At 51.4% G+C, this 22494-nt stretch carries 17 protein-coding genes and 1 pseudogene; all 18 read right to left on the bottom strand.

The window, feature by feature from the left end; translation table 11 throughout:
• Positions 1 to 126 (bottom strand): annotated as a pseudogene (locus tag ACYVJM_RS12910) (NAD-dependent epimerase/dehydratase family protein); the annotation flags it as partial.
• Positions 127 to 1044: 918 nt separating this feature from the next.
• Positions 1045 to 4986, bottom strand: a complete 3942-nt coding sequence (locus tag ACYVJM_RS12905; protein WP_461148629.1) for a PA14 domain-containing protein — start codon at positions 4984 to 4986, stop codon at positions 1045 to 1047.
• 59 nt (positions 4987 to 5045) lie between these two features.
• The gene (locus tag ACYVJM_RS12900; RefSeq protein ID WP_461148628.1) at positions 5046 to 6317 is read right to left on the bottom strand and encodes a glycosyltransferase family 4 protein; all 1272 of its coding nucleotides are present in this window, start codon (positions 6315 to 6317) and stop codon (positions 5046 to 5048) included.
• Between the two features lie 90 nt (positions 6318 to 6407).
• Positions 6408 to 6818: a hypothetical protein gene (locus ACYVJM_RS12895; RefSeq protein WP_461148627.1), complete on the bottom strand. Its 411-nt coding sequence runs from the start codon at positions 6816 to 6818 to the stop codon at positions 6408 to 6410.
• A gap of 9 nt (positions 6819 to 6827) precedes the next feature.
• Entirely contained in the window at positions 6828 to 7694 is an 867-nt protein-coding gene (locus ACYVJM_RS12890; RefSeq protein WP_461148626.1) for a glycosyltransferase family 2 protein, read from the bottom strand.
• 37 nt (positions 7695 to 7731) lie between these two features.
• Positions 7732 to 8286, bottom strand: coding sequence for a DapH/DapD/GlmU-related protein (locus tag ACYVJM_RS12885; RefSeq protein ID WP_461148625.1), 555 nt, complete (start codon positions 8284 to 8286; stop codon positions 7732 to 7734).
• Between the two features lie 23 nt (positions 8287 to 8309).
• Entirely contained in the window at positions 8310 to 9512 is a 1203-nt protein-coding gene (locus tag ACYVJM_RS12880; protein ID WP_461148624.1) for a glycosyltransferase, read from the bottom strand.
• Between the two features lie 33 nt (positions 9513 to 9545).
• Entirely contained in the window at positions 9546 to 10211 is a 666-nt protein-coding gene (locus tag ACYVJM_RS12875; protein WP_461148623.1) for an acyltransferase, read from the bottom strand.
• Between the two features lies 1 nt (position 10212).
• Positions 10213 to 11364, bottom strand: coding sequence for a glycosyltransferase (locus tag ACYVJM_RS12870; protein WP_461148622.1), 1152 nt, complete (start codon positions 11362 to 11364; stop codon positions 10213 to 10215).
• A gap of 11 nt (positions 11365 to 11375) precedes the next feature.
• Positions 11376 to 12752 carry a hypothetical protein gene (locus ACYVJM_RS12865; protein WP_461148621.1) on the bottom strand — a complete coding sequence of 459 codons (1377 nt, stop codon included), beginning with the start codon at positions 12750 to 12752 and terminating at the stop codon, positions 11376 to 11378.
• Between the two features lie 16 nt (positions 12753 to 12768).
• A complete protein-coding gene (locus ACYVJM_RS12860; protein ID WP_461148620.1) occupies positions 12769 to 14058 on the bottom strand; it encodes a glycosyltransferase family 4 protein in 1290 nt (429 codons plus the stop codon).
• Positions 14059 to 14068: 10 nt separating this feature from the next.
• Positions 14069 to 15058 carry a glycosyltransferase family 2 protein gene (locus ACYVJM_RS12855; RefSeq protein WP_461148619.1) on the bottom strand — a complete coding sequence of 330 codons (990 nt, stop codon included), beginning with the start codon at positions 15056 to 15058 and terminating at the stop codon, positions 14069 to 14071.
• A 53-nt stretch (positions 15059 to 15111) separates the two neighbouring features.
• On the bottom strand, positions 15112 to 16278 hold the full coding sequence (locus ACYVJM_RS12850) for an acyltransferase family protein (protein WP_461148618.1): 1167 nt from the start codon (positions 16276 to 16278) through the stop codon (positions 15112 to 15114).
• A gap of 137 nt (positions 16279 to 16415) precedes the next feature.
• Entirely contained in the window at positions 16416 to 17450 is a 1035-nt protein-coding gene (locus ACYVJM_RS12845; RefSeq protein WP_297382124.1) for a glycosyltransferase family 4 protein, read from the bottom strand.
• A gap of 14 nt (positions 17451 to 17464) precedes the next feature.
• The gene (locus ACYVJM_RS12840) at positions 17465 to 18766 is read right to left on the bottom strand and encodes a lipopolysaccharide biosynthesis protein (protein WP_461148617.1); all 1302 of its coding nucleotides are present in this window, start codon (positions 18764 to 18766) and stop codon (positions 17465 to 17467) included.
• A 148-nt stretch (positions 18767 to 18914) separates the two neighbouring features.
• Entirely contained in the window at positions 18915 to 19397 is a 483-nt protein-coding gene (locus ACYVJM_RS12835) for a UpxY family transcription antiterminator (RefSeq protein WP_461148616.1), read from the bottom strand.
• 49 nt (positions 19398 to 19446) lie between these two features.
• A complete protein-coding gene (locus tag ACYVJM_RS12830) occupies positions 19447 to 21765 on the bottom strand; it encodes a GumC family protein (protein ID WP_461148615.1) in 2319 nt (772 codons plus the stop codon).
• 47 nt (positions 21766 to 21812) lie between these two features.
• Positions 21813 to 22466 (bottom strand): polysaccharide biosynthesis/export family protein, encoded by a 654-nt coding sequence (locus ACYVJM_RS12825; protein WP_461148614.1) that lies wholly within the window; start codon positions 22464 to 22466, stop codon positions 21813 to 21815.
• Positions 22467 to 22494: the final 28 nt, after the last annotated feature.

Raw genomic sequence — 22494 nt, 5'->3', positions numbered from 1 at the left:
GGTGCCGAAGAAGTACTGGCGCATGTTGTTGTCGATGCCGATGATGAGGTCGAATTTATCGGCGAAGAAGGCGACGGCTTCACTGCCAATCAAACCAGCTGACCCGGTAACGAGTGCAATCTTCATAATTGTATTCTTTTGTTTTGGTTTGTGAAATTCAATTGGATGAACGAACGCCACTGCGCGTTTAATTCATCCTGTTGCGGTTTTGAAATAAGGCCGCATTTGTTGAGCATTTATGTGCCCGGTTTTAATGGCAGTGCATTCCCTAGTAACAATTTATGAAGTAGTTATATATAACTTTTACATCTTATAGTAGTTTTTTACTAGGCGTTTTGTTCAACTATTAGATTTAATAAATAATGTCTAAAATAAAATAAAGACGGGGTAAATTTATTGAGTCTCTATTTTATAAATGAGTTATCTATAAATGATAATTTATAGTGGAATTAAACTATTCGTGTCATTAGTTGTGAGTTAAGTTTTCAATTCGTTTAACAGGTATATAAACAACTGTTTAGGTAAATTAATCATTCAGTAGATTACTTATTTTTAGCAACCGAATACTAATTATAACAAGGCTAAACAGGCCTGAGTCACGTACTTAGCTACTTTATTAGATAGACAACCATAAGTTATTTTTCATTGCCGAATACCGCTATCGTTTTTTAGTGCAAATTAAAGTATCAACCGTAACTATGTTTGTATCGACTTACTAATCTATTTTTAGTCCAAAGTATAAAATGTCAACATTCTGCAAATTGCATTTGTTGCTATTTCATAGGACCGTTACTATTACCGAAATTATAACTCAGTGAAAAAATCGAAACTTAACAATTTTATTCCCGGTCCCTGGACTATAATAGCAGTCATCAGTACCAGCCTGTTTATTTTTATCGTCTGGCTAGTACGAAAACTAGTTGCATGGTACTGAAAATCGATTTGACAGGTTAGGGAAATTAAAAAAACTGTTTGTTATTTGACCTATATTAAAATTTAATATTAGTCTTTTAATCCGTCTGCCTCACAGACACCCCAGCGAGATTACCGAATAAATCGAGTGGATACATTCGTAGAATTCTTTTGAAATTGTAGGACATAAGTCCCCTTTGTAAATGTGCTGACATCAACGGTGGAATTTGACGTACCCGTTGCCGGAATCCAGCTGGTCACTTCCTTTCCATCCATAGAGAATACCCGGAGTTTACAATCGCCCTCAACAATGGGGTGTTGAATATAAAGTATCCCTTCCGTTGGGTTCGGGTAAACGCTGAATTTGATGTCTGTAGATGCCATAAAGGCCGGGCTGTTAACAACCTCAGCACCCGGTGCATCTAACTTGAATTTCCAGTACCCTTCAGGCCATGTCTGATTGCCCACGTTGATAATGCCGATATAGGGCATATAAGGACCTCCATTGGTACTTACCTGAATTCTATACTTGGTTGACGGCGTAGTCGCTTCAAGGGTATTTGCCTCGTCATCGGCATTTAGCAGCACTACCGATGGTGAGTTATTGAAAAAAAAACGCATTTGCTCAATGTCAACGACCCGATTAACATTATAACCATTTCCCCAAAAAGAAATGCGCAGCGTTGTGGGCTTATGCCAGTTAGCTGCCGGGTCAAGAACGGATGTGCTCACTGCATTGAAAGGGCCATATTTGATGTAGACTGTGCCGTTTACCATCGTTATGTCGAGGGGTTGAGCACGGTTGAAGATCGGTATGATAACGTTGTTGTAGTCCCCCTGCGCAATGATTTTATCGTTGCCATAGATTCGGCCAATGGGCGTGGGAACCAGGGTGACCTGGCAATTAATACGGGAAATTACTTTGTCGTCGTCGTCGAGTACCTCTATATAGCTGCCCCCGTTTCGGTTGCGCCCTTCGTCAATGGTGAAGAAGTTACCTTCCTGATTGATGACCCCCTGCAGCCGCCAGCTATTGCGTAAATCGTTGTTGCCCAGATTACGGCTAATGCTGTAATTGGCGCTGTTTTGCCGGAAGAACATGAACAGATCAGGAGACGCAAACCGGTCATATCGTTTAACGGTGGTGCGGGCAGTCCAGTATTTCGCATTTATGTCGGTATACTCCTCCTGCGCCGGACTTCGTTTCCAGCCATACAGGTCGTTTTGCAGGATGCTGCTGGCCGGTAGGCCCTCCAGTAAGTCAAGACCATTGGTCGTATCCGTTTCAATGGGCGGGTACAGGTACTCGGAAGGAACAATCTGTTTAGACTGGCTGGCGCTTGACCAGGAAAAAGCCGCCCGGCTGCCGCCATAAGACTCCAGGCGAACCATATATTGCTTATGGGCCTCCAGGTAAATGCTGCCGCTGTACTCTGTCGAGCTGTTTGTTGTGACCTGGTCGATCACCAGTTTATTGTCGATCCAGAGACGTACGCCTTTTGTGGCGTCGATGTAAAACGTGTACTCTTCCGAAAACTGCGGACTGACAAAGCCGCTCCATCGTACGGAGAAATCCGACGTAACCGACAGTTTTGCGCCAACCGGATTTTCGACCCAGTTTACATTAACCAGTTTATCGAGTTTAATCAGTCGGGTATTGGCGTTGTTGAGGTCGGGACCTTCGGCGTAGGTACCAAGCAGGCCATTGGTGCGTGGCCGCGTTAGCGAAACCGGAATGGTCTGCTGCTGAATGGTTTCCAGGCCGGTTACTTTCCAGCGATGCACACCGCTATGCCCCGCTTCTTCGGCATGCCAGATGTAGATCGACCCATCGGATCCGGCCACTGCCGTACCGTAAAGCACATTGCCGGCCATGCCCGGGAAAGCGGGCTGTCCTCCGGTTTCGGTTCCCAGTACACCAAACTGGCCCACAAACAAGCCGTTTTCGTAGACGTGGTTCCATTTGTTGGTTTGGCTGTTTTTCCAAAATTCGCCGTGGTAAGACCAGAAGATATGCGGCCCGCTAACGGTTACATCGCCCCCGGCATACTCAACGCTATTCCCCACATCATAGGCTCCGTCGGGCGGGAAGTTGCCGGTGTACTCCTCTGTGGTGGCGTAGGCTGTTTTCCAGGCCCAGCTCGAAGTGCCCGGTTTGATGCCGCCCAGGTGAAAGCCAAATCCGTTCGATTTGTCGGCGCTGATCTTGTTTTTGTTAAATGAGATGATCGTACCGTTTGCGGTGGTCAAACCAGGGCGCATGTTGCTATAGCCCGTAAAATCAATAGGGTCCGTGGCCCTGATAGCCGGAATATGAGCCGTAAGTAATGAGGGCGACCAGAGGGGGTTATTCTGTTGATTGAAGCCCGCCAGCAGCTTCTTTTGCCACTTCACGTTACCACCCGCTCCGCTGAGCTGGCTAACGGTCTGGTTCAGCGAGCCATCCGCTGCCAGGTAATACTCGGTGTCGTCCAGGGTGATCCCCGTAAACCGCAGGGGGCCGCTTTTGGGTAATTCAACAACGCTCCATCCTTTCGGATTCACTTGCTGCAATAACGCATACGTCCGGTTATTGCTAAGCGTCGTTACCGACTTGAACACATTGATGATGAATGTGTGGTTGATATTCTGCTGAGCAAAATACGTCTGCGGTACCGATGCCCGCCAGTTCCTGATCAGCGTCCAGGAGGAGGCCAGCGGTTTGGTATAGTCGACATCGAACTCCAGGTACTGGCAAAACACGCGCCGGGGATTGTTCTGGTCAACCTCCGAGCTGTAGGCGTGCTGCATGTATTGAATCCGGTCAATGAAGGTTCGGCTGGCCGAGTAGTGCTGCGCCCGGTAATTCCCCGAATCACCCACCCAGAACGACCCGTCGGGCTGAAAGGCTAGGAACGTATCGTTGATGATGCCGCTCACATCCGAAAAGTAGAACTTGTCGTTGCTCACCGTGGGATCTGTAAAGTATCCGCCCGGCTGACCCAGTGTCCAGCTCGACTCGCCACTCACATTGTCGTAGGCTTTCAGTTGCTGGCTTCCTCCGCCATCGGCAACGACTACCGTTCCGTTGTCGGGCGATACGGCCAGCGCCATCGGACGCTCCAGACCCGAAAGTGAAATGGGTGTTTCGACCAGATTCCCATCGGTGGCAACGGTGTATTTACGAACGCTCACGCCGTTGATGACCCAAAGCTGGTCCTGCCCATCTACGGCCAGTCCGGCCGCATCGTTGAAGAAAAGCGTCTGGACTGGTGCACCGGTTGTCTTGTCATACACCCGAATCTGGTGCCTTGCCTTATGCGAAACGAACAGGTAGTTTCCCTTTTTCTGGACGGCCAGCCCCGTAATAGTGCCATTGGTCTCCCGAATTACGTCCAGGCAGGACGCGTACGTTTTCCCAAGGGCCATCTTGAGTGAAGTGCCTTTGGGAAACAGTTTCTCTTTATCATCGCTGGTATTGGTGCCGTAAATAAACCAGCTGTTGCCGTTGCCGTACCCATCGTACCCGGCCCAGTAGACGGTGGTTCCATCGGTGGCTGTAAACAGCGTGGCCTGGGCCGTTTCGCCTTTCGGCGAAAACTCGATCCGCGTCTGGGGATTGTTTACGGTGAACTTGGCCTGCGAGGGATTGCCTTCGGCATAACCCACGCCAAAATAGGCGGTGTTACCGCTAATGGCCATACTCTGCATGCGCAGGAAAGCCCGATGCATGCTGTTACCCTTGCTGATGCCAAAGGACGAATTGCCGATAACGCCCTCCCAGGTATAGTTTACATTATTCGATAATACCCGGATGTCGTAATCGCCTTCTAGAATGAGTCTGCCCTCATCGTCAAGACCATCCCAGGTTTTTTGATGCGTACCCGCCGGGTACTCAACACCGCTCCAGAGGGTCCGGAGCAGCACACTATCTTTGGAGAATACGCCCGCGCTGGTCCGGGCTGCTGTTTTCAGGGTAAACGAGAAGGGAATCCGGTCTTTGGGCTGAGCGGCTGCCAGCAAGGGCAGCAGGCCGCAAAGAATCAGACTTGCCAGCAGGAGCAAGTGTCCCTTACTCGTTTTTAACCTAAGCATAATTTAGTCTCCAGAATTAGTAAACGACCGATACTCGAACCGGTTGTCGTAATGTATTCTTACTGATTAACAACTTCTGCTTCCTGAGGGGCAGATACGGGTTGATCCAGCAAGGTATGCGCAACGTTCGACAGCACGACTTCCCGGCTAAACTGCACCACGAATTTTTCGGCTTCTGATTTGTAATCTTCAATAACCGGATCGTTGGTGATGACCATGGAGACGTATTTCTTCAGGGTAGCCATGTCGCCGTAGTCACTCACCAGGGCGATGTCGTTTTTCTTCGTTGTCTTGTACAGTTCCGATTTAGCGTCGGCGTTGACGATCAGCAGCTGGCGCATGGCCATGATACCCAGTAGTTTCGATGGGAAGTAGATATCGAACGGTACTTTCACCTGCGAGATAAAGACCGCATCGACATCGGCCAGGAACTCAAGGTATTCAGATGAGTTCAGGAAAGGCATGAACTGAACGTTCCGGATCGACTTCTCGGCAGCATAGGCCTTGAGCCGTTCCAGATCGGCCCCTTCGCCAATGATCAGGAACTGTACATCCGGCACATGTGCAAATTCGATGGCGGTGTCCAGCAGGATATCCAGTCCCTGCTTTTTACCCACGTTACCGGCATAACCAATGAGTTTAGTGGACGGAGCGAAGTTGAACTTCTTACGGAACAGCCCGGCTTCGGGCTTAACGAAGGTTTTTTCGTCGTTGTGCGTCCAGTTCGGCCAGAAAAGGATCTTGCTGTCGGGGAGCTTTTTGCGGTCGCGCAGCAGGTCGAGCATACTGCCCGAAATACTGGATACGTAGTCGGCTTTTTTGTAGCTCCACAACTCCAGAGCGTTGATGACCTTCAGCATAGCCGATCCTTTCAGCATACCCAGCGAGTAAGCCGCTTCGACCTGAAAGTCCTGGACGTTGATGACCAGCTTCCGGCGCCAGAACAGGTTCATGAAGGCCGCCAGTACACCCAGCAGAACAGGGGTTGTAAAGACCACGATCACATCCGGCCGCTTTACCCGGAACGAGTTGATCAGGGCAAAGAAGGTCAGCGATACTTCATGCATGATTCGCTGAAAAGCCGATGGGTTGTGCGGAACGTATAAATACCCCCGGTGAACCGTAACGTTATTGATCACTTCTGTAGCGAAGAGTTTGCCTTCATCCTCTTTGCGTTTCTGCCATTGCGGATAAAAAGGGAAACCGGTGATGACATTGACGTCGTAGCCGTTCTCGGCGCAATAAAACGCGTAGTCCGAAGCATAAATAGAGATGCCGCTATGGTCGGGAGCGAACGTCTGACTGTAAATAAGAACCCGTTTGTTAGCCATGAGCCAGTTGTGTGTTATTGAGAGTCGTTTGAGAAAATGTCCGGTCATGCCGAACAGGCATGGCAGGGATTACATAAGCGCAGGGGGCCTTCAGAAAAGGGATTTGATCTCGCGACCCGCCAGCATCAGCGCCGTAATAAGAACGAGGCCAACGGCTGCCCCCACTGCTCCCCAGCCAATATCTCCCCAGTCGAAGTGACGGAGGGGAAGCAGCAACTGACCCGCTTCGGCCAGCGTAACAATGGCAACCAGAGCCAGCCAGGTGGCTATCCACATCGGCCAGGGCCGGTCTGAAATGACCAGCCAAATGGCCGAAAGACCGCCGAGGAAAACGAACGGAATGGCCGTTCGGATATTCATGTTCGCATCGTCGTCTGCCCAGCGGGTCACCCAAATCGGTAGATAATGCGACAGTTCCAGCCTCGGTTGCGGTAGCCAGCTGAACAGAAAGACACTGAGTAATCCAACGGCTAAAAGAATATAAAGGATGGTTGAGCGCATGAATGGATACTAACTGGTTACCAGTACCGGCGGTTTGTCTGCCGGTTTTACCTGCTGCTGTTTCATCAGCTCCTTTGTTCGAAGGACGATGAAGTATTCGTAAATGGCCTGTAGCGTCGAGTACGTAACCCCGGCTCCGCCGTCGAGGAAGGCCCGGCGAACGACCACCATATACAGCCATTTGATAATGGGCCGACCGGGCATTTGGTAGAACAGCCCTTTCTGGTGGAATCGTTTTTCGGTGAAATCCTTACCGAACAGTGCTTTCTGCACAGAAAATGACGTTTGCCCGTTCATGTTGGCGAGGTGTGTAGCGGCTTCCATGTCCGCGTAGCCCAAGTGCCGCTGCCACCAGAACCGGAACCCTTTGCTGAACGGATAATGATCCAGAAAACCACTCAGCCGACCCGTAGGGCCATCCGGCAGCGATACCGGATTGACCAGCCGTTCGTAACGCATCTTGTTCGGGCGGAACAGGCGCAGGTAGTACGGCGACATCTGTGCGTGTTTCAGCCAGGTACCATCCCAGGCAAAATCCCGGCGCTGGATTTCAAAAGCCACGGCATCCGTCCGGGTGGTATCGAAAGCTTTCAGCGCGGCCAGTAAACTATCTGATACCCGCTCGTCGGCGTCGATATACAGTACCCAGGGGTATTTGAATGGAATATTGGCCAGTCCCCAGTTCTGGTGTGCCGACCAGTTATCGAACTTCCGCTTCGTAATGGTCGCGTTGGCAGCCAGAGCAATGTCGGCGGTACGGTCGTCGCTGAAGGAGTCGAACACGTGAACGTCATCGCACCAGGTTACCGACTTGAGGCATTCGGGTAAATCCTGTTCTTCATTCTTTGTGAGAATCAGTACGGAAATCGGGATCATAATATCGTTATCGTATGATGTGTCTGAATTAATGCATTTAGGCTTCCTGCATGATACGTTCTTTGAGCGGCTTGCAGGGATGACCGGCACAGATTGACCAGGGGGGCATATTTTTGGTTACCACCGAGCGGGCACCCACTACGCAGCCGTTGCCAATGGTGATGCCCGGATGGACAAAGGCTTCGGCCGCTACCCAGGCGTGGTCGCCAATCTCAATCGGCATGGCTACCAGCGGAGAGCCGGGACGTGTGTAATCGTGCGTACCCGCGCAGATGTGCGCCCCCTGCGATACCACCGCCCGCTGCCCAAGTGTGATTTTAGCCAGCGAATACAGGATGGCCCCGTCTGCTACGCCACATTCGTCGGCGAGGTCAAGGTTCCATGGAGCCCAAATTTTTACATTCGGGTAGACGTGTACGCCCCGGCCAACTTTGGCCCCGAAACACCGGAGCACAAACGACCGCCAGCTATGAAAGGGGCGGGGGGAGAGCCGGAAGAACAACGCGGCAAACACACCCCATATGACTCGGCCAATTCGGTTCTTGAGAGAAAACGAAGGGCCCGTGAATGTATCCTGATTAACCATTACCATGTTCGTACGAAATTTCCTGCGTCTCAGGCGCTGATGGCCTGCGCCATACGGGCAGCTGCCGGGTTGATGTAGAAATACTGATCAAATGCGTAGCGGGCCTGCTTTTCCATCTTGCGCTGTTCGGCAGGTGTCAGACTCAGCCAACTTTCCAGTACCTGACGGGTACCTTCAACCGTATTGGGAGCGACGAAGCCACCGGCTGCCGAGGCAATTTCCCGCCATATATTCACCTGATTCGAGATCAGGACCGGCTTTCCGCAGGCAAGGGCTTCTACCACAGCAATGCCGAAGTTTTCCTGATGGCTGGGGAGCACAAAGGCTTCACAGCCGTAGAAAGCGCCCCATTTGGTATGGCCCGTGAGCATACCCGGAAAGATGACGTTGTCCTTGATGAGCGCATTACCGGCCACCAGTTGCTGCATACTTTGCCCGTAAGCCGTTTCCAGACCCGGCCCGGCAATGACCAGCTTCGGCACCGTCGTGCCCGTCTGCTGATTGGCCGCCACGACGGCCGCGTACGCTTTGATGAGCAGGTCAACCCCTTTCTTTACATCTATCCGACTCAGAAACAGGAAATAAGGCTGGTTGGTGAGCTCCGGACATTTGGCCAGAAAAGCGTCTTTCATGGCGGGTGTGAAAGCCGGTGAGCTGTCAATACCGTACCCAACGTTGATTTCCTGACTGGGCTGGTAGGGTCTGAAGGGCTTGCGGGCCTGGAGCAACTCTTCCTCGCAGGTGAACAGCATTCCATCGGCTTCGTTAACGACTTTGTCTTCGATAACCTTCCAGTAGAGCCAGTTCCGCAGCGCTTTCAACTCGCGGCCTTTGGCTTCCTGAAACCAAGGGTCGAGCATACCGTGCGGCATGATGAACACTTTGGGCATCTTGCCCGCAGTTGATTTCTCTTTCTTGACCTGCTGTATGGCTTTCCGGGCGGCATAGCTGTGGTACAGCCATAGGCCATGCACAATAACGGTATCGAAACGGCTGAGGTTGTCTACCAGCCAGGGAACAAGCTTTGCGCTGTACTGCCACGACCGGCCCGCCGGACCGAGGGCGTGGATCGGGAAAGGGTAATCGGCCAGGTAGGGGGCATCCGGTGCGTCAATGCTGGCTACCTCGTTCTGAATACCCAGTTCGGTCAACCCATTAATTATGGTGCGTATAGCCTGACAAACGCCCCCGGTTGTGGGGTCCATGCCGGCAACTACATGTAAAACGTTCATTGTTTTGCGGTATCTGGCGTTTTGCCGGGTTGATTAAATGACAAAACCTTCAGTACGGGAAAAATATTTGGCCGTTCGGGGCACCGGTTGCAAGGCTTTGGCCGGTACACCGGCGTAGAGCATCCACGGTTCATCAAACGACTTGTTCAGGAGCGACTTAGCCCCAAGCACCGAATGGTCCGGTAAGCGAGAGCCGCCCAGTACCACCACGTTGGTGCCTACAAAGGTGTAGTCGCCAATGCTGATGGGTGTGCTGTCCTGCCGGTTCTCCTCCACGTTGATCGAGTGCGTCAAAAACTGGGAATTGTAACCGGCAATGGTTGAGAACTTGCCAATCTCCAGTCGATTGGTACAGTCCAGATGGTGGTTTTTATTGACCGAAGCCGATTCGCCCAGCCATAACTCCGGCCGGCGGGTAGCCGCCTGGTGGCGAAAATGGGCCGAGTCCGCATCTTTGGAAAAGCCGGTGATCCAGTTGCTGCGTCCGATGTACGCGTCTTTTTCCATCTCGATTCGGTCGAGGTTAACGGCTACGGTGAAATGGTCGATTCGGGCATTATCCTTCATGATGAGCCGGGTCGGAAAAATCCAGGCAAGGCCAATGTGCGCTGTCGGACTGATCTCAAAGCCGAACCACTTGTTGAGAGCACGTCGGCGTAAGCTCCATGGAAGAAAAAATGAAATGAGTTTCAGAAACATATTAATGGACCGTAACGGGTGCCGGGCTGTGGATGGCGAGGTAAGCGTTCATGATGCGATCCGACTCGAAGTTGGCCGCATTTTCAAAACCCCACCGGATAAACTCGGCGCGGGTAGGTTCATTCTGTAAAGCCAGCAGGGCTTCGGCAAAAGCCAGGGGTTCGGATGGGTGTGCGTACAAAGCCGCACCACCGCTTACTTCGGGCATAGGTTCGATGGTACTGGTAATGACCGGGGCGCCACAGGCCTGAGCCTCGATGAGCGGCCAGCCAAAACCTTCTGAAAAAGAAGGAAAAACAAACGCCTGGCAAAGAATATAGAGCGCTACCAGCGTGTTATGATCGGGTTGGGTTACCGAAACGACCCGTTCGGTCAGTCCGTATGAGTTGGCCAGTTGAAGCAGCTCGTCTTCCAGCGCATGACCGGCATAACAGACCGTACCGGTCCATTGAGAGCCCGCTTTCGCGGTCATATCCAGCAGCATTCGCCGGTTTTTGCGGGCCATGCCGGAGCCAACGTGCAGGATAAATGGTTCGGGTAAACGAATGCCTTTCTGGTGCAGTAATTCACGGGCTTCGTCTTCGGGCATGGGTCGGAAATGTCCGTTAAAAGCGTTGTAAATGACGCGCCAGTCCTGTTGCGGAGTCGGATGGCCGGGGGCCAGTTCGGTCAGCTGTTTCAGGGTGAGTTTAGAGACGGTTGCCAGGAGTTTCGCCCGTGACAAATGACCGAGAATCCATTTTTGAAGAATTTTACCAAATCCGGACGCCGGACAGTAGGCATCTTCAAAGCCCATCGCTCCCCGAATGGCGAGTACGTCGTGGCAGGTAATGCCCGTGCGCTCGTGTGGCAAATGCCCCAGGTACGGTGCGTTGGAATGATCGCAGATATGAAACCGGACGGTATCGTAGCCCGCACCCGGCCGCAAACGCCAGCGCAGCAGCAGCGGAAACAGCAGCCATTTATCCAGGTAGCCAAGCCATTTGCCCAGCCCGACGGTCGTGTTACCGGCCCCTTTGGCGAAGAAAACGACCGGACGCCATATCTCGGACTTAACGCCCAGGCTCTGGAAACCGGTGTGCATCATCTGCGCAAACCGCTCCATACTTTCCTGTTTGTCGGGTGAATAATTTCCTATCAGAACAATACGCATGGGTGTAGTCATTATCGTGTGTTGGCAACCGCTTTTTGTTGGGACCGATGCAGCGAGGCCAGAAAGAGCCCGCCAATCAGTGTACTGAAGCCTAGGGCCGTTGGTTGTGCCCACTGCGCCTGAGGCACCATCATCAGGATGTAGCCGACCAACACCCAGGGAAGGAAATCACCGGCGATGAGTCGTTTGTACCCGATCACGATGAATTCAATGCTTATGCCCACCCGAATCATAATCAGTAGAAGTCCCAGTAAAGGCCCCATTTCGCCAATTACGCGGCCCCATTCACCTTCCGAGATAAGGAATGCGCGTGAACCACCGGTTAGCAGCGTACTGCCTGCGTTAGTGCCCATACCCTGGCCATATCCCCAGAAGGGTTGATCGAACGAGTCGTTCAACGCACCGGCCATACCACCCAGCCACCGGTCGCCCAAAGAACCTTTGAGGCCACCTTCTACATCGCTGGCGCTGGTGAAACGGGAGACAAACGCTTCGATAGGCGCCTGCAAAACCGGCAGCTGGCTTAGTATCGCTACAACGATAAGTGCCCCAATAATTAGCATAATCATGCGCCCGGCATACTGTGGCTTGCGAAGAATGGCGATGGCGACAAAGCCAAAGTCGATGGCCACAAAAAGCAGTAAACTTCGGCTGATGGAAAAGGGTATCGCAGCGGCCATACCCGCCGTAGCGGCCAGCAGAATGAGTCGGTTGATGCCTTCGGCCTGGACCCAGAAATAAAAGATAAAGATGCCCGCGAACCCGAAGAAGAGGTGAAGACCATTGGTGAACGAGAAGGTGCCCGGTGGCCGGAAATAGCCCATGGCCCCGTCGAAACCAGCCCCCGCCATATCGCCCCCGACGCCCCGGTTCACAAAAGCCGACTGAGGACTGTAAAACTGGATGGCAATAAGGATGGACATGAAGACCGAAATCAGAACGGTCATCTTGCCGAGTTTAACAACATCTTCACGCTCGAAAATGGCCCCGATTACAAACATCAGCGGGAAATGGAACAGCAGAATACGAGCGCCGAACAAGGCCACCGTTAAGTTTCCGTGGCCCAGGAAAATGGCGGTGTAAATGCCGATCAGGCCAATGAATACCATGCCGAGCATGTAGCCGTTTATGCGTAACTGCCCGTTCTTCCAGGCACCAATGATCAGCATAACCGCGATTGGATCGCGAACGATCAGCAGGGGAGTAGCTAGTCCCGGCAACACCCACTTCCGTAAGGCACCTTCCAGAATGAGCAGCCAGAAATACAGCCAGATACCTCGCTTAAGCCATTTGTTGGCCTCCATCTGTTCAGGCATGGCCTGCCGATCGGAAGGCAGATTTGCCTTCAACCCAGACTTCGCCGAAATTGGAAAATCAACTACAGACATTGCGTTCGAATTAATATTAGGCGTTTGCCGCAATCTGCGGCTTACGTACTAGTTTGGTGTAAAAGTCATTGATCGAGTCAACGACCGTGGTGCCGTACCCATCCCAGGTGTACGTCGATGCGTGAGCCTGGGCCAGTCTCCCCATTTCCGGAATCTGGTCGCGGTTGTCGAGAAACCAGCTTAGCTTTTCGGCAATGGCCTTGGGCGAACGGATGGGCACCAGAAATCCGGTCTTCCCTTCCTGAATCAAATCGGCGCCACCGGTATTGGGCGTAATGATGAGCGGCAATCCCTGACTCATGGCTTCCTGCATAACCAGTGCCCGGCCCTCCACAATGGAGGGAAGGCAAAAGACGTCGCAGGAGCGCATCAGGGCCAGTACCTGATCGTGCGGGCGACCGGGCTCGTAGGTAAATCCGGCATATTGCGACCGGTAAAACTCGATCGGGCTCAGCAGCGACCCCATCACTACCAGTTCCAGATCAGGATGGTTGAGGAGTTTAACCGCTTCGAACAAGTCGCCAAGGCCTTTTCGCTGCCCCATCGAACCGGCAAACAGCACACGCAACGGCCGACGCTCTTTGACGTCGTTCGTTTTGGGCAGGCTGGCGACCGAAGGCAGCACCGGCGACCCGAAGGGGGCCATGATGGTGTGTTTATCGGCGGCCCAGGCCGGGATGGAGTCCATCACGAAGAGACCCGGTCCCACCACGATATCGGCCAGTTCAAGTTCGCGGGTTTTGCGTTCCAGTTTAGCTTCCGAATCCTGAATGCCTCCCCCCAGCGTAGGTGCCCAGGCGGGCATACGTTCGGCTTCTTCGAGCATCAGTTTACGGCCGGTTTCCCAGTAGGCAATGGGCAGATCGTACACGCAGGTGAGATCCATTTTTTTTGCCTGCCGAAAGGTTTCCAGGGCACCATCTTCGTAGGCATAAACCGCGTTGACAGACTGGCTGGCCGCCAGCTTACCCAGCCGTTGGGCCGTACGCCGGTCAAAATCCTGGTAGACGGCGTCGATGCTGGCCCAGCCCTGCTCATGCCGAACCAGTTGATTCAGACCCAGCTTCGGAAACGCCATCCGGGCAATTTCCCGGAGCGGGTGCGTTTGGATCTGCGCTTGCGGGGCCGGAAACGTTCGGCGGAGTAGTTCGCTTCGCACGCTGCCCGGCAAAAGCTTCAGCCAACCCGCATTGGGGTTGGTAGCCAGGGTGGTGTTGAATTCCGCCAGAGCGTTCGCCTTCACCAACGCTGTCAGAACAGCGCGTACGTTGGCATTGCCGGTAGGATGCGAAAGCACAATTTTCATACGATAGGGATTATAAGCTGTACTCGACTTCCTTTTCTTTCTTGATCGACTGCCGGTTAGGCTGTCCTGAAAACAATTTTTTCGGCTCGAAATAAAACAGGATATACAGCACTCGTTTTATTCCCTGCAGGGACAGAATGCGCTTTCTGTACCATTCGCTGAACAGGATCTCGACCGCTTTGCCGCGTTTGCCGAGGTTAACGGCTTCGGTAATGGCAATGGGCGCCCGCTCGTACAACCGTTTGGCCCGTACTTCTTCGGAAAAAGGGCTGTTGGGCTTGCTGTTGCTCAGAATATGATACGCCTGGTAGGCACAGTCGCTGGTTTTGGAGTGCGAGATCGACCCGGCCGACAAACGGTACTTGCCGAGGAATTTGTTGACGAAGTACATCTTGTAGCCCGCCAGACCCAACCGGTAACCGAACTCATAGTCGCAGGCGTCACCGGCCTCAATATTCCACTGCATTTTCTTGATGATCTCCGCCTTGATCAGGTATCCGTTGTTCGGAAACTGCTGGCAAAGGGCCGATTCGAAGGGCGTTAGGGTAGCTCCTTCAAACTTCTCGATCCGGTAAAAATCCTGGTTGAAGGTAATGGACGACTCCGGGTCGATTTCACCGGTATCGGTAATGATGTACTGTTTGCCAAACGCAACACTGACCGATGGATCCTGCTCGAAGACATTCACCAGCGTCTCCAGCGATTCGGGCATCAGCAGATCGTCGTCGTGCAGAATCATTACCTTGTCGCCTTTTGCTTCGTTGAAAAGCATATTTACATTCCGGGCCTGCTTCAGCGAGGGCTTGTTATGAATGTAGCGAATCGTTACCGGCGATTCTTTCTTCAGTTCCTCAACTACCTGAGCCGTCACCTCGTCGGGTGAGTCGTCGCCGATGACCAGTTCGTAAGGTAAATACGTCTGCTCAAGACAAGACTTAACGGCTTCTACGAGAAGATCAGGCCTTTTATAGGTCGGAATTAAGATCGAAACTTTAGTCATTGGAAGTAAATTTTTAGCGCCGGATGGGCTAATAAGCTAATCCGGGGGGCAAATCAGTTCTCGTTTCCGGACGGCGTGTTAACGGCCGATTCGTCAACGGTAAAGGCAAGCACTTTATCGGGTTGGGCGGGTGATAGAATCCCCGCCAACAATTTTTTTACTTTCGTCAGCAGGAACGTAAAGAATCTATCCCATACAAACCGCTGCTTATCCATCAGTACGCCTAATACCCCCGAAACAAGGGTGATAACGACAACCGCCTGCCACATGTCGGCGGGGTTGCCCGCCTTATAGCCCAATACGGCCCGCCAAAGGATGAGCAACGGATGGTGCAGTACATACAGCGGGAAGGTCATGTTAGCAACATCCCGGAACCGCTCGATCCATTGATTGGGACGGGCTGGTGCTTTCGCGACAGTTGGCAAAAGCCACAGCGAAAAGGCGAAAACCAGCCCTGAAATCCAGTCGGTAATGAACTGATTGGCGTAATAAAGCGGGCTTCTGCCGAGTTGATAGGGAATGGCTGGTAACGAGAGAATAGACACGACCACCACGCCAAACAGCAAAATGATAAGCAGGAATACCTTGTTTGATGAACTGGCAGGTCCCCGGTATTTGTAAGCCGCTACACCAGCCAGCCAGATGGGCATCATGCAAAGAATTTTGGGTCCGGCCATAAGGCACATAACCACGAACGGAAGCAGCGATTTATAGCCTCCTTTAGCATAAAACCAGGCACCAAAAATGGCATAGTACCAGAATTCATAGCTCAGTGACCATAACGGCCGATTAATGGGCGGAGTAGCCGACAGAAACCAGACTTCGTTCAGGAAGGTGCTGCTGAGCAGATACCGTGGCCAGGCCGCCCCCCTTGAATACTCCGCCATCAGCACAGGGTCTGCTTTTGAAACAATGACACTGGCAATGATGGTGATCAAAAGGGTAGGAAACAGTACGGAGCACAAACGACTCAAGCGCGCTTTGGCGTACTGAAACTCACCCCGATTGTTGTTTGTAGTCGTGTAAGCAATGACATAACCTGACAGCACAAAGAATATAATGACAGATCCGTGGGCCAACGATTTCAGCAGGGCAGATTCAACTCCGTACCACTGATCGTGAGCGTGGACATATAATACGACAAGAGCGGATAACAGGCGGGCAGCATCCAGATAGACGCTTGATGCCGGCGATATTATACGCGTAGATTTTCCAGACATTGTGATAATGTTTTTAGTTGTGGATATTCATCGTACGCCATTAAAGGTGAGTTAACCGGCGCCTGTATAGTGAATTGCCTGTCTGACCTATCTGGTAAGTAGTCCGATTCGACAGGTGAATCAGTGGTGGTACTAAATTAATTGTTGTACGAGGTACGATAGAAGTCCATTGGTTTCAGGAAGCCTTCAAGCGTATCTTTTGCCAGTTTACCACGACGCTGGTATTCCGTTTCGTCCATGGTTGCGGCCATCTGCATGCAGCGTGCCAGTCCTTCCACATCGCCCGGCTCTACAATCAGCGAGGCAGCTCCCCCGGCTTCGGGTAGGCCTCCATCGCGGGTAACGATAGAAGGAACGCCTACGCTGCGGGCTTCGATGGGCGTAAGACCCAGATCTTCCTGTGTACGGGCGGGGGCCAGCAGCCAGCGCGTCGACGACAGGTACTTCTGTTTCGTCGCATCGTCGACAAAGCCCGGCATGTTTACGTGCTTTATCTTCAGCTCGTCGATCATCGACAGCACCACTGGTTTCAGCGGCCCGTCGCCCAGTATCGTGAGCGGGTACTCGTTCGGGTCGAAATTACCGAGGGCGTACGCTTTCAGGATTTCCTGAATGCCCTTGTTCTCAATCCAGCGCCCTACAAACAGGAACCCTTTACGCTGTTCGGGCGGGCACCAGGCTGTTGGCAGCCGGCATACGGTGGGCACACAGTCGCTGTTGCTGGACTTTTTACCATTCTCCCAGGTACCCCACACAAAGTTGGAGTTGAACCACCGGCGGTAAGCAAACCGGATGGAGAAACGCCAGATCAGGTTGTGCAGGTTAAGTTCGGGCAGGCGACGGTTGTGTACGGTCAGGAAAACCTTCTTCGACATGAACCGGGCCGGAAAGACAATATCGGGCGGCATGTTCTGTACATGCAGTACATCCGCCCATTTCAACAGGTCAACTAATTCTTTAGAGCCTCTCCGGACGAAATAAACCTGTTTGCAAACCGCTTCGGCCGACTGCACCAGATTCTCGACCGCGTCTGCCCCTTCAATTATTTTGAAACACAATTTGACATCAAATTCCTCCCAGGAAGAAGCTGCTTCGGCCAGCGCAATCATGTAGGCCTCAATACCTCCGTAAACACCCTGAGATGAGCCAATGATGAGCAGATTTTTTTTCATTGCAGATTCGTAGTTTAGTTGGCGTCATTTTTCAGAGTCACGATTCGGTGAACCCCGTACGCCACGTGCATAACCAGATGCACGATACTTGTGAAGATGTTGAGCCAGAAAATCCCTTTGAGGGTCGACACATCAATGATAGATACCCCAACGATGGTGGCCGCAATACTGACGGTAATCGAGATGGCGGGGTTCATGACCCAGCCTCGGCTCGAAGACAGAAAGAAAGCGGAGGTAGCAATAAATCCAATTGTACTGCCCACCATCATAATGATCAGCTCCGTAGTTAAACTTGTGTACTGAGGGCCCAGAACACTTAAGATCGGTCCCGAGAAAAGGACCACGCCCCCTACAATGCCGATGCCCAGTACAACAAGACCGGCCTGGATTTTCAGGTACTGCCGAACGACGATGGCTTTGATACCCGGAGTACGGCTGAAAACGGGCAGAACAAGTGACCCGAACAGCACTGTAAACAAGGTCATGGCAACCGGTAAGCGGCCTAAAGCTCCCGCCTGTGCCACCCCCGACGTAGAGCCGTAGATGGAGATGAGCCAGATGGTAAGCTGACCCGAAATGCAGTAGTAAATCGATTCGGGCAGCAACCGTTTAACCATGAAGAGAATATCTTTCTGGTCGGTCAGGTTAATGGGCTGCCCCATGTCGGCAAAGGCCGACGATATTTTCCGTATCTGCCGGTTGGCCCATAGCTGAGGAAACCCCGCCGACAGGATGGCGATGAACGTAATGGGAAACGTGAAGATGCTCAGGCTAAGCAGGGCTAACCGGCTCAGGGCAACACCCACCTGTATCTTTTGCAACGGAGCAACCTGCTGATGCAGCTTGGGCGCAATTTCCAGCAGCGTACCCGACAGCGATGCAAAAAAAGACGGAATCAGAGACAGCACGATCAGAACCGACATTGTCCAGCTGGCATCGTGGTGGTGCAGTAAGTAAACCAGTATGGGCAGGGCAACACACAGGCTGACAACGGCAAACTTTTTCCTGAGGTTGAACCCAGTGGCCAGCACTTCGCCCAGCCGCTGCTTATCCTGCCATACCTTTCCTCCTTTGGCCATAACGCCCGTGGAGATGCCGCCATCGGCCAGAGTTGTCATGGTACCCAGCATGGTATTGGCCAGCGTGTACAAGGCATACTCGTGCGTAGGCAGTAAGCGAATGACCAGAATACCACTGATAAAGCCAATTGCCTGAACCGTTACCTGCGCCGTGCCGGTAATGGAAACAAGCTTTACCCAATGCCAGATTTTGGCATAAGAGGGATTATTGGTTAACTCTGAAATGGCTGCCTTCATGAATCGGGGTACTTATTAATATCAGTCCGGTAAATTGACAATACCAGCCTGTTTGTATGGCTCCGCCCTTTCAGTCCCATTCGGAGACCTAGATCGGGCCAAAAACTCTTCACTTACTTTTGTACGCTTCCATCTGACCGACGGGTAATTACCCGACTATAGCGGTAGTGGTCAGGTCTACCTTCAACATCATCTGGAGCGACTCCAGCATAACGGTAACGATCTTTCCGTCCTGGCGAATAACGGTACCAGTCGAGTCGCGGAACGAACCCGATTTGATGGTCATCTGCGTACCCGGACGTAAAGGTTTGATTTGAATCAATTGATGATCGACATCGGCCAGCATCGACTTTATTGAGTCGATCTCTGCGTCGCGAACAATGGCTGGTTTTCCTTCCCAGAACAGGTATCGAACGAGGCCGGGTACCGAGAATACTTCATGCCGCTGCTGTTCTTTCAGCCTCACAAAACAGTAGGAGCGGAACAGGGGCTCCTCCACTACTTTAACCCGATCAGACCATTGGCGGGGGCGTTTGATCATAGGGCAGTACACCTCTATGTTTTTTGCCCGTAGTTTTTCCGCAACGATTTTCTCACTTCGAGACTTTGTATAAAGAACGAACCAAGGCATAGTCTTAACGTTTGTTGATTAGTAGGCCCTTAACAGCCTGTAGCAACGCTTAGTACGCTTTGCGCTTCGGGTAGCTGTAGCCATAGCCGAAATCCTCACTATTAGGATAGTTGACGGCATTGACAATGACGTTCAGCGATTTGAACTTGTGGCTGTCGTTCAGGTTAGACAGCAATCGCATGTAGTTGCGGGGGGTGTACTCGTGGCGTACGACGTAAAAAGCCGTATCGGTGTAGGGTCCCAGCAGCGTGGCATCGGCCAGCATACTCACCGGCGGAGTATCCAGAATAATGTAATCGAACTCATTGCGGAGTTGATCCAGCAATTCCTGAATGCGTCCGTTAGACAACAGCTCCGTTGGGTTATTTGGAATCGGTCCGCTCGAAATGAAGTACAGATTCGGGTGAACGTTGGTTTGCTGAACCAACTGCTCGTGTCCGATCCGTCCATCCAGAAAGCTGGAGATACCCGGTTTGTCGAGCTGGGTCATGTTCAGGTACTGAGCCGTTTGAGGCTTACGCAAATCCAGTTCCAGGACAATCACCTTCTTGTTGAGCAGCGCCAGGCTCAGGGCCAGGTTGATGCTGACAAAGCTCTTACCTTCGCCACTAACAGACGAGGTAATCAGGATTACCTGCCCGTCCATCGACCCATCTTCCCGAGCGGCATACTGTAAATTAGCCCGGAGAATTTTGAACTGCTCGGCAATGAGCGAGTGGCTGGTCAGATCAACAATGTTGTTCTTAAGCTGCTTTGGCTTCCGGGTGATCTCACCAAACACGGCAACGCCTGTTTCCTCTTCGATCTCCTTACGCGACTGTACTTTATCGTTCATCAGGCCACGCGCGCTGATGAACCCGGCCGGAATAAGCAAACCCGCAAAGATGGCCAGCATGTAAATGCTGCTGTGGCTTGGCTTAATAGGTCCCGGCGAGCTGTAAGGTGCGTCCATAACGCGGCTATCCGTAATAGACGGCGCGTGGGCAATGGCTGTTTCTTCTTTTTTCTGAAGCAGCAGCAAGTACAGGTTTTCTTTGATGGACTGCTGGCGCTTGATGTTTACAAACTCACGCTCCTTGCGGGGAATCGTTCGGATGGACGAGTTAAACCGACCATTCTGCTGTTTCAGGCTGTTCTGTGTCACTAGCAGATTCTGCCGCTGGTTGTTCACGTAATCCAGGATAGCGGCTTTGGTACTGGCAATCTGGACTTCAACCGTTTGCCGGTAAGGGTTGTCGGGCTGCATAGACCGGCTGAATTTTTCTTCCTGTGAGATAAGGTCACTTAGCTTTCTCAACAGACCACCCAGCACGGCATCGTTTCCCATCACGGTAGCGGGAGCTACGCCGTTCTGGCTGCTTTTTAAATACTTTTCAACCCCGTTTAATACCCGAAGCTGGATCTCAACGTCGTTCAGCTTTGCATCATTATCCTTTACCGATTCCAGAAACAGATTACCTTCTGCGCTCAGGTCGGTTATGCCAGCTTCACTCTTATAGGATTCAACGTCTTTTTCAACATTGCCCAACTCGCCGGTAATCATACGCAGACGCTCGTCGATGAACTGCATTGTATTGGCCGCTTCCTTGTTCTTGTCCGTCAGGACGGCTAACGTATACTCGTCCATCAATTTGGCCAGAACTGCTTTCCCTTTTGAGGGCACCGGCGTTTCCATACCCAGTTTGAGTACCGTACTACGCTGGTTATTCAATTCTACTTTAACCGCAGCCTGATATTGCTGAATTGTTGACTCTTTGTCGTAGAAAGCAACCTTAATTATGTTTTTATCGGGGTTGTAGAGCGAATCAATATACGTTATGTTAAACGTACCATAATCGCTTTTTGCCACCTGATTGAAGCTGTATTCCCCTTTCTTTTTTCCTTCTACATCCAGCAATTCATACTGCTTCGGATTAAGAATATGGACAGAAACAGGCGCATAATAAGCCGTTGGATTAAGCTTAATTACGTTTACATGAATAGGCGATGAATCAAAAATTTCTTCATCCTCCCGAACGTCCCCTTTTTGGAAATAGGCGATGTTCAAATTTAAGTCATCGACTACCCGCTGAATTAATGTTCGGGACTTCAATGTCTCAATTTCATTCTCAATATTTTTCTCGCTTGGCTTCGAGTTTTCGCTTTTGATGATATCATCACCAATCATACCCTGATCTTCTTTTTTGATAAGGATAGCAGCGCTTACCTGATAAATTGGTGTTGTGTTGCGAAGGTAATAATAGGCACCACCTAGGGCAGCTACCAATGCAATAACAAACCAGTACCAGTTGCGTAAATACTTCGAAAAAAATAAGCGCATATTCACGGGCTTATTTGGCGTCGAATAGTTATACTGATTATCGATCATTTCTTGTCGTATTTATAACATGAGTTACTGGCAAATAGCCGTCGGGGCTATTTAAACAGTATATTGGCCAGGAATAACAACGTAGAGGTTATTCCTAGATAGATGGGTAGTAACTGAACGGTGCGGTCGGCTGCTGTCAGTTTACCACTGCGAGGTTCGATGTAAACAACATCGTTGTTCTGAACAAAGTAGTAAGGCGAGTTCAGGACGTTCCTGTCGGTAAGATTCAGGCGAATGACTTCACGCTTTGAGCCAGTCATTCGAATAAGCATCACATTATCACGCCGTCCATAAACCGTTAAATCACCGGCCATTCCCAATAGGTCGGGCAGCGTTGTTTTGTTGTCAAGTAAACTAAAAATACCTGGGCGGTTAACTTCTCCCAGTACCGTCACTTTGTAATTCAACTGACGAACCGTTACCGATGGATTGGTCAGGTATTTACCAAGCTTTTCAACTAAAAGCTTATTTGCATCCTTTATCGACAACCCGATCAATTTTACGTTGCCAACAAGCGGAACGTTTACGTTGCCTGCTTCATCAACCATGTAGCCTAGTGGCTGCTGACCCTGCGTAGTTGCACCCGGGAAAATTGTCAGGTTTAATGGGTGAACGTTGGGGAAGTTGATGAGTTCGTTTGATTCTTCACTCAGGCTGGTTACAACAATTGCCAGAATATCGCCTTTTTCAATAATTGACAATGAAGGTGTTACTGGCTCTAACGTACTG

It is taken from the genome of Spirosoma pulveris, assembly GCF_054781875.1.
The sequence above is the reverse complement of the archived record's forward strand: the minus strand, read 5'-3'. Positions and strand labels throughout refer to the sequence as shown.

Excerpts from the sequence above, each read along its gene's own strand:
- ACYVJM_RS12905 (WP_461148629.1), bottom strand. The coding sequence starts at position 4,986 with ATGCTTAGGTTAAAAACGAGTAAGGGACACTTGCTCCTGCTGGCAAGT.
- ACYVJM_RS12900 (WP_461148628.1), bottom strand. The coding sequence starts at position 6,317 with ATGGCTAACAAACGGGTTCTTATTTACAGTCAGACGTTCGCTCCCGAC.
- ACYVJM_RS12895 (WP_461148627.1), bottom strand. The coding sequence starts at position 6,818 with ATGCGCTCAACCATCCTTTATATTCTTTTAGCCGTTGGATTACTCAGT.
- ACYVJM_RS12890 (WP_461148626.1), bottom strand. The coding sequence starts at position 7,694 with ATGATCCCGATTTCCGTACTGATTCTCACAAAGAATGAAGAACAGGAT.
- ACYVJM_RS12885 (WP_461148625.1), bottom strand. The coding sequence starts at position 8,286 with ATGGTAATGGTTAATCAGGATACATTCACGGGCCCTTCGTTTTCTCTC.
- ACYVJM_RS12880 (WP_461148624.1), bottom strand. The coding sequence starts at position 9,512 with ATGAACGTTTTACATGTAGTTGCCGGCATGGACCCCACAACCGGGGGC.
- ACYVJM_RS12875 (WP_461148623.1), bottom strand. The coding sequence starts at position 10,211 with ATGTTTCTGAAACTCATTTCATTTTTTCTTCCATGGAGCTTACGCCGA.
- ACYVJM_RS12870 (WP_461148622.1), bottom strand. The coding sequence starts at position 11,364 with ATGCGTATTGTTCTGATAGGAAATTATTCACCCGACAAACAGGAAAGT.
- ACYVJM_RS12865 (WP_461148621.1), bottom strand. The coding sequence starts at position 12,752 with ATGTCTGTAGTTGATTTTCCAATTTCGGCGAAGTCTGGGTTGAAGGCA.
- ACYVJM_RS12860 (WP_461148620.1), bottom strand. The coding sequence starts at position 14,058 with ATGAAAATTGTGCTTTCGCATCCTACCGGCAATGCCAACGTACGCGCT.
- ACYVJM_RS12855 (WP_461148619.1), bottom strand. The coding sequence starts at position 15,058 with ATGACTAAAGTTTCGATCTTAATTCCGACCTATAAAAGGCCTGATCTT.
- ACYVJM_RS12850 (WP_461148618.1), bottom strand. The coding sequence starts at position 16,278 with ATGTCTGGAAAATCTACGCGTATAATATCGCCGGCATCAAGCGTCTAT.
- ACYVJM_RS12845 (WP_297382124.1), bottom strand. The coding sequence starts at position 17,450 with ATGAAAAAAAATCTGCTCATCATTGGCTCATCTCAGGGTGTTTACGGA.
- ACYVJM_RS12840 (WP_461148617.1), bottom strand. The coding sequence starts at position 18,766 with ATGAAGGCAGCCATTTCAGAGTTAACCAATAATCCCTCTTATGCCAAA.
- ACYVJM_RS12835 (WP_461148616.1), bottom strand. The coding sequence starts at position 19,397 with ATGCCTTGGTTCGTTCTTTATACAAAGTCTCGAAGTGAGAAAATCGTT.
- ACYVJM_RS12830 (WP_461148615.1), bottom strand. The coding sequence starts at position 21,765 with ATGATCGATAATCAGTATAACTATTCGACGCCAAATAAGCCCGTGAAT.